Origin of the sequence: Acetobacter papayae JCM 25143, assembly GCF_000613285.1 — a bacterium.
In the GTDB taxonomy this organism is placed as follows: Bacteria; Pseudomonadota; Alphaproteobacteria; order Acetobacterales; family Acetobacteraceae; genus Acetobacter; species Acetobacter papayae.
Genome location: NZ_BAIN01000074.1, coordinates 1 through 10,813, shown reverse-complemented (window position 1 = coordinate 10,813; position 10,813 = coordinate 1). Strand labels below are relative to the sequence as shown.

9 protein-coding genes and 1 pseudogene are annotated in these 10,813 nt (G+C 63.0%); 4 read left to right on the top strand and 6 right to left on the bottom strand.

The features are described from left to right. The coding region (locus JCM25143_RS12910; RefSeq protein WP_025861506.1) for a S10 family peptidase at positions 1-1,427 on the top strand (1,427 nt) is incomplete at its 5' end. A gap of 168 nt (positions 1,428-1,595) precedes the next feature. On the opposite strand, the gene rpsI is transcribed toward JCM25143_RS12910, so the two are convergent. Both rpsI and rplM read right to left on the bottom strand, forming a co-directional pair. Then, positions 1,596-2,084 carry a 30S ribosomal protein S9 gene (gene rpsI, locus JCM25143_RS12905; RefSeq protein WP_025861505.1) on the bottom strand — a complete coding sequence of 163 codons (489 nt, stop codon included), beginning with the start codon at positions 2,082-2,084 and terminating at the stop codon, positions 1,596-1,598. Between the two features lie 5 nt (positions 2,085-2,089). Then, positions 2,090-2,566: a 50S ribosomal protein L13 gene (rplM, locus tag JCM25143_RS12900; RefSeq protein ID WP_025861503.1), complete on the bottom strand. Its 477-nt coding sequence runs from the start codon at positions 2,564-2,566 to the stop codon at positions 2,090-2,092. 227 nt (positions 2,567-2,793) lie between these two features. Here rplM and JCM25143_RS19540 point away from each other — a divergent pair, with 227 nt between their 5' ends. Further along, positions 2,794-4,149, top strand: a complete 1,356-nt coding sequence (locus JCM25143_RS19540) for a hypothetical protein (protein ID WP_051543355.1) — start codon at positions 2,794-2,796, stop codon at positions 4,147-4,149. A 174-nt stretch (positions 4,150-4,323) separates the two neighbouring features. Further along, positions 4,324-5,040: an MgtC/SapB family protein gene (locus JCM25143_RS12890; protein ID WP_025861502.1), complete on the top strand. Its 717-nt coding sequence runs from the start codon at positions 4,324-4,326 to the stop codon at positions 5,038-5,040. 107 nt (positions 5,041-5,147) lie between these two features. Here JCM25143_RS12890 and phoU read toward each other — a convergent pair whose 3' ends face one another. The 4 genes from phoU to pstC form a co-directional block, all read right to left on the bottom strand. Further along, the gene (gene phoU / locus JCM25143_RS12885) at positions 5,148-5,858 is read right to left on the bottom strand and encodes a phosphate signaling complex protein PhoU (RefSeq protein WP_025861500.1); all 711 of its coding nucleotides are present in this window, start codon (positions 5,856-5,858) and stop codon (positions 5,148-5,150) included. A 33-nt stretch (positions 5,859-5,891) separates the two neighbouring features. Further along, entirely contained in the window at positions 5,892-6,680 is a 789-nt protein-coding gene (pstB, locus tag JCM25143_RS12880; protein WP_025861499.1) for a phosphate ABC transporter ATP-binding protein PstB, read from the bottom strand. Positions 6,681-6,787: 107 nt separating this feature from the next. Further along, positions 6,788-7,666 carry a phosphate ABC transporter permease PstA gene (gene pstA / locus JCM25143_RS12875; protein ID WP_025861497.1) on the bottom strand — a complete coding sequence of 293 codons (879 nt, stop codon included), beginning with the start codon at positions 7,664-7,666 and terminating at the stop codon, positions 6,788-6,790. Beyond that, positions 7,663-8,655: a phosphate ABC transporter permease subunit PstC gene (gene pstC, locus JCM25143_RS12870; protein ID WP_025861496.1), complete on the bottom strand. Its 993-nt coding sequence runs from the start codon at positions 8,653-8,655 to the stop codon at positions 7,663-7,665. Before pstC ends, pstA begins: the two co-directional genes overlap by 4 nt. 343 nt (positions 8,656-8,998) lie before the next feature. Here pstC and ilvD point away from each other — a divergent pair. Beyond that, positions 8,999-10,813, top strand: a pseudogene (gene ilvD / locus JCM25143_RS19535) (dihydroxy-acid dehydratase); the annotation flags it as partial.

Here is a 10,813-nt window from a genome sequence, read left to right as displayed (position 1 = left end):
ACAGCGCCGCCAAGAGCGACACTGACAGCTTTGCCAATGCCGCCGCCCTGCTGCCAGCCGATGCGACAACCCGCCATACCGGCCAGTTCGACGGCCACAAGATTGCCTATACTGCCCGCGCAGGCACGCTGACCCTACGTGACGAGAGCGGCAAACCCACCGCGCGCGTATTCTACACCGCCTATACGCAGGATGACGCCGCACCGGACCGCCGCCCTGTTGCCTATTTTTTCAATGGTGGGCCGGGAGCCGCCACGGCTTACCTGCATCTGGGGGCCGCCGGGCCGGAAATTCTGGCTTTCCCCGCAGGCAACCCCGCCGATGGTGCGAGCGCCAAACTGCAAGCCAACCCCGATAGCTGGCTGGCCGCGGCCGATCTGGTGTTTATCGACGCACCGGGCACGGGCTGGTCTACCCCGACAGACCCCGCCCACGCGGCAGAAACCTTCTACAGCGTGAAGAAAGACGCCAGCGCCTTTGCCAAGGCCATTCAGCTCTGGGCCAGCACCAACGGACGGCTTGAGGCCCCCCGCTACCTTGTGGGAGAAAGCTATGGCGGCCTGCGCGCCATTGAGGTGGCGGATGCACTGGCACAGGAGCAGAATTTTCTGGTCAACGGGATTGTCATGATCTCGCCTGCACTGGACATGACCCTGCTGGACACCGCCAACGACACGCTGGCGCAGGCTTTCGTGCTGCCATCACTTGAAATGTCCAACCTGTCGCTCCAGCACAAGCTAACGCCCGAAAACACGGCCTCGCATCTCGAAAGCGCCTATGCCTACGCGCTAGGCCCCTATGCCAGCACGCTGATTGCCGCCCCGCCAGAAGGCGAGGCCCGCTCGGATTTCTATGACAGCGTGGCCGCCCATACCGGCCTGCCGCATGATGTGGTGGAGCGTGAGCGCGGCCGTATCCAGCCTGAAGCACATGACGTGCGCAGCCGGGGCGGACGGCTGTATTCGCTCTATGACGCCACCCTGTCCATTGCAGACCCCTTCCCTGAAGGGGTGGATAACGGCGCCAGCCCCGACCCGGCGCTGGATGGCTTTACCCGCGCCTATGGCAGCGCCATGCAGCATTACGCTGCCACCACGCTGAACTTCCGCACCCCGCTCAGCTACGACCTGCTGAACCTGAAGGTAAACGCCGCATGGGACTACCGGGATAGTCAGGAACCGCTGGTGCGCCCTATCCCCACCCTGCGCCGCCTGCTTGCGCTTAACCCCACGCTGCGGGTGTTCATCGCCAACGGCTATTACGATCTGGTGTGCCCGTATGCCTCATCACGCTGGGTGGCAGAGCAGATGCCCGTTGGCCGCAACCGGATTGGCCTGCATGTCTATACGGGCGGGCACATGCTCTATACCCGCGCGGATAGCAGAACCGCCCTCGCGCGCGATGTCCGGGCTTTCCTGACCCCCTGAGGGTAAAAGCCCCACCCACTGGCAGCATGCAGCGCTGCCGGTGGGCTTCCACCAGAGCTGCGCCCAACAAAAAAGGCGGATGGCCCAATGGCCACCCGCCTTTCTCGTATGCGCGAAAACACGTGGCTTCCAGCAGTCGTTCCACGGGGCCATAAGGCCCCGCCAGTGTCAGCGCTTGCTGAACTGGAAAGAACGACGGGCCTTGGCGCGACCGTATTTCTTACGTTCAACCTGACGCGAATCGCGGGTCAGGAAACCAGCAGCCTTGAGGATGCTGCGCAGTTCGGGTTCGTAGTGCGTCAGCGCGCGGCTGATACCGTGACGAACCGCACCGGCCTGACCGGACAGACCACCACCCGTAACCGTGCACACTACATCAAACTGGTTGTAGCGGTCGGACACGAGGAAGGGCTGGGTCAGCAGCATACGCAGCACGGGGCGTGCGAAATACTCGACAACCGGACGACCGTTAACGGTGATCTCACCCTTGCCGGGCTTGATCCACACGCGGGCAACGGCATCCTTACGGCGGCCCGTAGCATAAGAGCGGCCCTGGGCATCACGCTTGACTTCGTAGACTGGCGCACCGGAAACCGCTACCGGAGCCACGGTCTTCAGATCGGCGAGCGTGCCTGTACGTTCCTGAGTTTCAGACATGGGACTCAGCCTTTCTGAGCGTTAACGACGTTCTTGCGGTTCAGCGCCGCAACATCCAGCACCTGCGGTGTCTGGCCACCATGCGGGTGCTCGGCACCGGCATAGACATGCAGGCTGCGCATCTGCTGGCGCTGGAGCGGACCACGGGTGATCATACGCTCAACGGCCTTCTCGACCAGATGACCGGGGTGCTTGCCCGTCAGGCGCTGTGCCACGGTGCGGGTCTTGATACCGCCGGCATAACCGGTGTGGTAATGAAAGAGCTTCTGCTCGGCCTTACGACCGCTCAGGGCAACCTTCTCCGCGTTGATGACGACAACGTGGTCGCCGCAGTCAACATGCGGGGTGAACTGGGGCTTGTGCTTGCCGCGCAGGCGCTGTGCGATGATGACGGCAAGACGACCCAGAGCGAGGCCTTCGGCATCGATCAGGATCCAGTTCTTCGTCACCTCCGCGGGCTTCAGCGAGAGGGTGGTCTTCATGGGACTGATTCCATATTTGGACAGTTACGCAATTTGGTGGTGCCTTATGGGAGCGGCGCGGGGTGCGCGTCAAGTATTTTTGCGTCCCACATGGTTTTTTCAGGCATTTTTTATAAGGTAACATGTTACCGTGCACTGACTTGCCCCCCGCCCGCATCAGGGCTAGAACTTGCTGCCTGAGCTAGAACTGTCAGGATCGTTCCCACTTGAAGAAACATCTTCTTCTTATGGCTGGCGGCGCCGCCATACTGGGCAGCGTGGGCTGGTTTGCCACACGGCATGCCGAACACGTCATGCTGGAAACCAGCATAGACCACTTCAGACAGGCGCTCGGGCCGGATGCCACCTTCACCTTTGCCTCGGCAAGGCCCGGCATACTGGGCCGCAGCGTGAACTTTACAAACCTGACACTGCGTCAGGGGCCTGAGACCATCACCGCCGACAGGGCGGAACTGGAGCGCCCCGGCCAGAGCGGGGACGACATAACCCAGATCGGGCGGCTGTCCTTTCATGGCTTTCAACTGACAGACCCGGCCATCAGCCTGCAGATGGACCAGCTCGACATTGAAAACCTGACCCTGCCTGTCCGGGCGGATACGCCTGACGACACCGGCCAGTCATTAGGCATAGGCCACGCCCATGCCGTGCGCCTGCGGGCCTTTGTCAGCCCCGTGCAGACCGATCTGGCCGCGTCCGATGCCACGCTGGACAATTTTGGCGAGGGTCTGGCCTCCCGGCTTGAAACGCGCGACCTCGCAGTCAATACCGATTCGCCCCCTGACATGGGGCCGGGCGGTGGCCAACGCCACCTGCATGCGCAAGCCGTCAGCGTGGATGGCATGGACCTGTCGGGCTTCTATACCAGCCTGTCCACCGGAGCGCCTTACCTGCCCCGGCCCGGCGCGCATGATATCACCATTACCAATCTCGACCTCTCCACCACGGCTCCGCTGGTAAAAGCTGCGCGGATTCTTGCGCATACGAACCGCACCGACAGCACGGAGCAGGATGTCGTCAGCATTCGCGGGCTGGAACTCTGGCCCGATGCGCCCAATCTGGGCTGGCTGCCCACGTTGGGTTACTCGCATTTCGCGGGGGGGCTGGTGCTGAATGAAACCCGTAACCTGCAAACCAATACCCTGCATGTCGAGGAACTGGCGCTGGATGCCCCCGATATGGGCCGCCTGCACCTGAACGGAACTTTCGCCCACTCAAGCTCCGCCCCGCTCCTATCGGCCCCCCGCCCGGACATGCCGGTTATCGCTCTCGACCTGAGCTATCTGGATCACGGCATGGTGCCCCGCGCGCTTCAGGCCATTGCGCAGGCCCGGGGCATGAGCCCGCCATGCTGCTCGACAGCCTTGCCACCCAGCAACCCGGCACGCCCGAGGGCCGCGCCATTGCGGCTTTTCTGGCGAATCCGGGCAAACAGCCGCTGCATGTTGTGCTGCAACCACCCCAGCCGCAGCCCCTTGTGGCCGTGCTGGCAGGGCTGGCCACGCTGGGCTCCATACCGCAGATCAACCAGCAACTGGGCCTGCACATCAGCAAGCCCTGATAGCCTGTTCCTGATCACGCAGTAAAAACGTCACTTTACACAGGGCAAACCGCCCGCACACAGTACCCGCGCAGCCCCTCACCGGGCCTGCCCGGTGCTGACCGTCCTGACAGGTCAGACCCGCATCCCGTCCAGCACGGGGCCATTTTCAACATAATGGCCCTGAGCTTTCGCGCGCATTGCCCGACAAGGATTTTCCATGCGGTTTGTCCATACCTTCGACCTCCACAGCTTTGGTGACAGCGCGGCCAGCCTACTCTCGGCATTTGTTTTTGGCATGCTGATCGGGGCAGAACGGCAATACCGCCAGCGCACCGCCGGTATCCGCACCAATGCACTGGTGGCACTGGGCGGAGCCGCCTTTGTGGATCTGGCGCAAAGACTGGCGGGGGATGTCGAATCCCTGCGCGTGATTGCCTATGTGGTCTCGGGTATCGGGTTTTTAGGGGCGGGCGCCATTATCAAGGAGGGGGTGAGTGTCCGGGGCATGAACACGGCGGCAACGCTCTGGTGTTCCGCCGCTGTGGGGGCCTGCTGCGGCAGCGACATGCTGGCCGAGGGCACGCTACTGACCTTTTTTGTTATTGCGGGCAACACGGTGCTGCGCCCACTGGTGCGGGCCGTGGACAGCCTGCCCGTCAAAAGCGAAGCCATAGAGGCCACCTACGCGCTTGACCTTGAAATCCGCTCCGATGCCACCGCCGAAATACTGGCAGATGCGGAAGATGCCCTGTCCGATTCAGGCTACACGATCCGCCGCATGACAGTGCTGAAAACCTCGGACAGCACCACCCGTGTCAGCTTTGCACTGCTGCCGGGGGAGCATGACCCCGACACCCTGCACAAAATAGCGGGTATTCTCGCGGCCAAGCCCGCCACCCTGTCAGTAAGCTGGTATCTCAACAGCGAGAACTGAACCAAACCCCCGCGCCCGATACGCGGGGCAGGCCAAAACAGAACGGGGCGCGCCATGAAAGCGCGCCCCGTTCCGGTTTTACGACTGGTCTTTATGGCCGGGTATTATCAGCCCGGAATGGCCTTGGCGGCATCGCCCCCGCGCGGGCGTTCGGCTGGCAGCATGTCGCCCGTTACGGCGTAGTAGATGCGCTCGGCAATGTTGGTTGCGTGATCGCCGATCCGCTCCAGATTCTTGGCCATGAACAGCAGATGGATGCACGGCCCGATATTGCGCGGGTCTTCCATCATATAGGTGACCAGCTCGCGGAACATGGAGGTATAGATTTCGTCCACCTCCGTATCCGCGTTCCAGACTTCCTTGGCACGGGTGGCATCGTTTTCCACCATGGCTTCCACCGCTTTATGCAGGTTTTCCTGCACAAGACGACCCATGGCGCGCAGGGCGGAAAAGGACAGAGCCCCTTCAAGCTGCTCAACCTTGAGCGCACGCCGCGCGATGGAGGACGCATAATCGCCAATACGTTCAAGATCGCCGCTCATTTTCAGCACGGCAACAATCTGGCGCAGGTCTACCGCCATGGGCGCACGCAGGGCGAGAATACGGATAGCAAGCTGCTCGGCCTCACGCTCAAGCTGGTCCACCTCGGCATCGAGCCGCGGGGGTTCGCGGGCGGCATCCTCGTTCTGGTCCACCACGGCGGCAATGGCCTGTGCGGTCTGCCGCTCAACCAGCCCCCCCATGCGCGCAACAATGCCGCGCAGGCTTTCAAGCTCCTGGTCGTAACGGGTTACGGTATGGGTCGGTTCGTTCACCATGGTGCGGTATCCTAATCAAGACCGGGGAGCAGATCAGCCAAAACGGCCGGTAATGTAATCCTGCGTCTGTTTTTCACGCGGGGCGGTGAACATGCGCGGCGTGCTATCCACTTCCACCAGACGGCCCATGTAGAAGAACGCCACCTGATCAGCGCAGCGGGCAGCCTGCTGCATGTTGTGCGTCACGATCGCGATGGTGAATTCACCCTTGAGTTCATCCAGCAGTTCTTCAATACGCGCGGTGGACACCGGATCGAGCGCGCTTGTCGGCTCATCAAGCAAAATGACTTCCGGCCGCACGGCAATGGTGCGGGCAATACACAGGCGCTGCTGCTGCCCGCCGGACAGGGCGGTGGCGGAGCTGTGCAGCCTGTCCTGCACTTCGGCCCACAGGGCGACGCGGCGCAGGGAATCCTCCACCCGGCCATCCATTTCCGAGCGCGAGACACGCTCATGCAGCCTGATGCCGAAAGCGATGTTGTCATAAATCGACATCGGGAAGGGGGTGGGTTTCTGGAACACCATGCCCACGCGGGAGCGCAGGACGTTCAGGTTCACACCCGGTGCGAGAATGTTCTGGTTATCGAACAGCACCTCGCCCGTGGCGCGCTGGCCGGGATACAGGTCGTACATCCGGTTGAGTACACGCAGCAGCGTGGACTTGCCACAGCCCGAAGGCCCGATCATGCCCGTAACGCTCCGCTCGGGAAAGCGAAGGGAAATATCATGCAGCGCGTGAGACGTGCCGTAATAGAAGTTCAGCCCGCGCACTTCCATCGCGGCGGGCCGCGTCAGATGCTCGTCCTGCTCGGTCAGGGGCATGGTAGAAGCCTGCGTGGTGCCAGCACTGAACCGCGCCTCCGCCTGCGTGCTCTCCTGCGAGCCGTTGGGGGAAGCCTGCGTGCTTCCCGTGGCCTGGACGCCTGTATTCATGTCCGTCCTCCGCGGGTTCCCACCCGCACAACAATATTAATAACCAGAACCCCGACAGTCACCAGCAGCGCGCCGCTCCAGGCCTGTTCCATCCAGTCCTGATAGGCCGAACCGGCATACTGGTAGATAGCCACCGGCAGGCTGGCCATGGGCCGCGACATGTCCAAAGACCACTCGGAGTTACCCAGCGATGTAAACAGCAGCGGCGCGGTTTCACCCGCCACACGGGCCACCGCCAGCAGAATGCCCGTCATGACCCCGCCACGCACCGCGCGCAGGCAGATAAACAGGATAACCCGCCACTTGGGCGCACCCAGCGCAATCCCGGCCTCACGCATGGACACCGGCACGAGGCGCAGCATGTCCTCGGTCGTGCGCACCACGATGGGCATGGCCAGAATGGCCAGCGCAACACCACCCGAAAACCCCGAGAAATGCCCGAAAGGTGCGACCATGATCATGTAGATAAACAGGCCGATCAGGATCGAGGGAGCCGAAAGCAGCATGTCGGACACAAAGCGCACCATGCGCGCGAGCTTGCTGTCCGCCCCGTATTCCGCAAGGAAAATACCCGTCAGCAGGCCGGCGGGCGCACCCAACAGCACACCCAGCCCGGTTTGCAGGATATCCCCCACAATGGCGTTGGCCAGACCGCCATCCTGCCCCGGAGGCGCCATGGAACGGGTGAACAGATGCACGCTCAGGCCCGGCAGGCCGTTGCGCAGCAATGTCCACAGAATGGAGCCGAGCATCCACACCACCACGGCCATGGCCACCCAGCCAAAACCGGTGGCCAGCCTGTCTGCCACCTGACGGCGCACGAGCAGCGCGCGCGAGCGGTCCGCCCGCATGAGAGAAGGAGAGGTGGTGCTCATACCCGGCGTCCCGTGTTTTCACCGCGTGACAGAAGCCAGCGCGAGAACCAGAGGGTTACGAAGGAAATCGCCATCAGGATCGCTCCCAGCGCCAGCAGCGAGGCCAGTTTGAGGCTGCCTGCGGGGCTTTCGGGGAATTCCAGCGCGATGAGCGAGGCAATGGTGTTGGCGGGGGCGAAAAGCGACCAGCCGATATGATTGCTATCCCCGATCACGAAGGTCACGGCCATGGTTTCGCCCATGGCGCGGCCCATGCCCAGCACGATACCGCCCACCAGCCCCTCGCGCGACCAGGGCAGAACCACGTTGCGCATGACTTCCCAACGGGTCGCACCCAGCCCGTAGGCACTCTCGCGCAGCACGGCGGGCATGGAGGCAAACACATCGCGCATGACAGCGGTAATGGACGGGGTGATCATAACGGCAAGGATAAAGCCTGCCGTCAGCAGCCCGGTGCCGAACGGTGCGCCCGCCACCAGCACCGACAGCACCGGCACATGACCGAATGTGTGGTGCAGGAAGGGCTGCACATAATGGGCGATAACCGGCACCACCACAAAAAAGCCCCACATGCCAAAGATGATAGAGGGCACCGCAGCGAGGAGCTGCACTGCCATACCAATGACCGAAGCCACGGTGGGTGGTGCTAACGCCGTCAGCCAGAATGCCGTGCCAAAGGCCAGCGGCACCGCCAGCAGCAGCGCCAGCGCACTGCTGACCACCGTGCCGAAAACAGGGGCCGCCGCCCCAAAATGCTGTGTAACCGGGTTCCAGGCATCAGAAACCAGAAAGCCCGGCCCGAAAGTGGCAAACGCATGCCACCCGCCATTGACCATAACGGCAATGATCGCCCCCAGCACAACCAGAACGGCCACGCCGGTTATGGTCACAAGCAGGCGGAACGCAGGGTCCGCCGTACGGCGACCACTCCGTGCGGTGCCAGCCTGATCCGGGCTGACAGGCGCGTTTTGCCTTGCAGGTATATCCATCTTCTCTCCGTTCCGAGCATTCTGTCGGACTTGAGTTCGAGCAATACTGAACGCCCTGCGCTCCTGCAACCGGCAGAAGCTGCCGCCATGATGCAAACTGCCGCTTATCACAAAACTGTAGCATGGGTGCAGAACGCACCGGCACAGTCTTCCGCCGCATATCGCGCTGGCTGTACACGGCAGGAAACGGCGCGGCGTTACCGTGGCGCCACACCATTGCGCCACCGCGCATCACTGCGGCCTGACAGCGGCACTCATATGGCGTATGGTGCCGCGCGCGGTCCTGCACCGCCTTGATCCACGCCCCTTCATCCAAGCATGGAACCAGAACAGAGAGACCCCGATGCCCGGTTACAGATCACGCACCACCACCCACGGGCGCAACATGGCAGGCGCACGCAGCCTGTGGCGCGCCACAGGCATGAAAGACAGTGATTTTGGCAAGCCCATTATCGCGGTAGCCAATTCTTTCACCCAGTTTGTACCGGGGCATGTTCACCTCAAGGATCTGGGGCAGCTTGTCTGTAGCGCCATTGAAGAAGCAGGCGGGATCGGGCGCGAGTTCAACACCATCGCGGTGGATGACGGGATCGCCATGGGCCATGGCGGCATGCTGTATAGCCTGCCCTCGCGCGAGCTGATTGCCGATGCGGTGGAATACATGGTCAACGCGCACTGCGCGGATGCGCTGGTGTGTATTTCCAACTGCGACAAGATCACCCCCGGCATGCTGATGGCCGCCATGCGGCTGAACATTCCGGTCATTTTTGTCTCGGGTGGGCCGATGGAAGCCGGGCGTGTCACGCTGGCGGATATCGAGCAGAAGGTGGACCTCGTGACCTCCATGGTCTCGGCGGCCAATCCGGGCGTGAGCGATGCGGATTCGCTGGCGATCGAACGCTCGGCCTGCCCCACCTGCGGCTCCTGCTCGGGCATGTTCACCGCCAATTCCATGAACTGCCTGACCGAAGCGCTCGGCCTGTCGCTGCCGGGCAATGGTAGCCTTGTGGCCACCCACGCCGCCCGGCGCGACCTGTTTGTGCAGGCCGGACAGCGGATTGTGGAACTCGCCCGCCGCCATTACGAGCAGGACGATGCCTCCGTGCTGCCGCGCGCCATTGCGTCCTTCGCAGCGTTTGAAAACGCCATGTCGGTCGATATCGCCATGGGCGGGTCCACCAACACGGTGCTGCACCTGCTGGCCGCCGCCCATGAGGGCGAGGTGCCCTTTACCATGAAGGACATCGACCGCCTGTCGCGCATGGTGCCGCATCTGTGCAAGGTTTCGCCCTCCCGCGCGGATGTGCACATGGAAGACGTGCACCGCGCAGGCGGCGTGCCCGCCATTATGGGCGAGCTTGACCGCCTCGGCCTGCTGCACCGCGATGTGCACATGGTGCACGCCCCCAACCTGCCCACGGCACTGGCGGAGTGGGACATTCGCGGCGCAACCCCGACCGAACGCGCACAGACATTCTTCCGCGCCTCTCCCGGCGGGGTTCGCACCACGGAAGCCTTCTCGCAGGCCAGCCAGTACCACACGCTGGATACGGATGCGCAGGCCGGTGCCATCCGCGATGGCGCCCATGCCTATAATCAGGATGGCGGGTTGGCCGTGCTGTACGGCAATCTGGCGGAAGACGGCGCGATTGTGAAAACCGCGGGCGTTGCCGCCGGGCTTGAGCTGTTCCGTGGCCCGGCACGCATTTTCGAAAGTCAGGATGCCGCCGTATCCGCCGTTCTGGGCGACCGTATCAAGGCGGGTGACGTAGTGCTGATCCGCTATGAAGGGCCGCGCGGCGGGCCGGGCATGCAGGAAATGCTCTACCCCACCAGCTACCTGAAATCCAAAGGTCTGGCCGAGCACTGCGCCTGATTACCGATGGTCGCTTTTCGGGCGGCAGTGCGGGCCTGTCCATCGGCCATATTTCCCCCGAAGCGGCGGAAGGCGGCGTGATCGGACTGGTGGAAGAAGGCGACATGATCGAAATCGACATTCCCGCCCGCAGGCTGAGTGTCGCGGTGAGCGATGCCGTTCTTTCAGACCGCCGGGCGCGCATGGAAGATTTGGGCGCCGATGCCTGGCAGCCCAAGCGCGAGCGCGTTGTCTCCAAGGCGCTGCGGGCCTACGCCGCCCTGACCACCAGTGCCGCGCGCG

Bases quoted from the DNA above. Each gene is read 5' to 3' on its own strand.
- rpsI (WP_025861505.1), bottom strand. From the start codon at position 2,084: ATGTCTGAAACTCAGGAACGTACAGGCACGCTCGCCGATCTGAAGACC.
- JCM25143_RS12890 (WP_025861502.1), top strand. From the start codon at position 4,324: ATGCGGTTTGTCCATACCTTCGACCTCCACAGCTTTGGTGACAGCGCG.
- pstB (WP_025861499.1), bottom strand. From the start codon at position 6,680: ATGCCCCTGACCGAGCAGGACGAGCATCTGACGCGGCCCGCCGCGATG.
- JCM25143_RS19540 (WP_051543355.1), top strand. From the start codon at position 2,794: ATGGCTGGCGGCGCCGCCATACTGGGCAGCGTGGGCTGGTTTGCCACA.
- rplM (WP_025861503.1), bottom strand. From the start codon at position 2,566: ATGAAGACCACCCTCTCGCTGAAGCCCGCGGAGGTGACGAAGAACTGG.
- pstC (WP_025861496.1), bottom strand. From the start codon at position 8,655: ATGGATATACCTGCAAGGCAAAACGCGCCTGTCAGCCCGGATCAGGCT.
- phoU (WP_025861500.1), bottom strand. From the start codon at position 5,858: ATGGTGAACGAACCGACCCATACCGTAACCCGTTACGACCAGGAGCTT.
- pstA (WP_025861497.1), bottom strand. From the start codon at position 7,666: ATGAGCACCACCTCTCCTTCTCTCATGCGGGCGGACCGCTCGCGCGCG.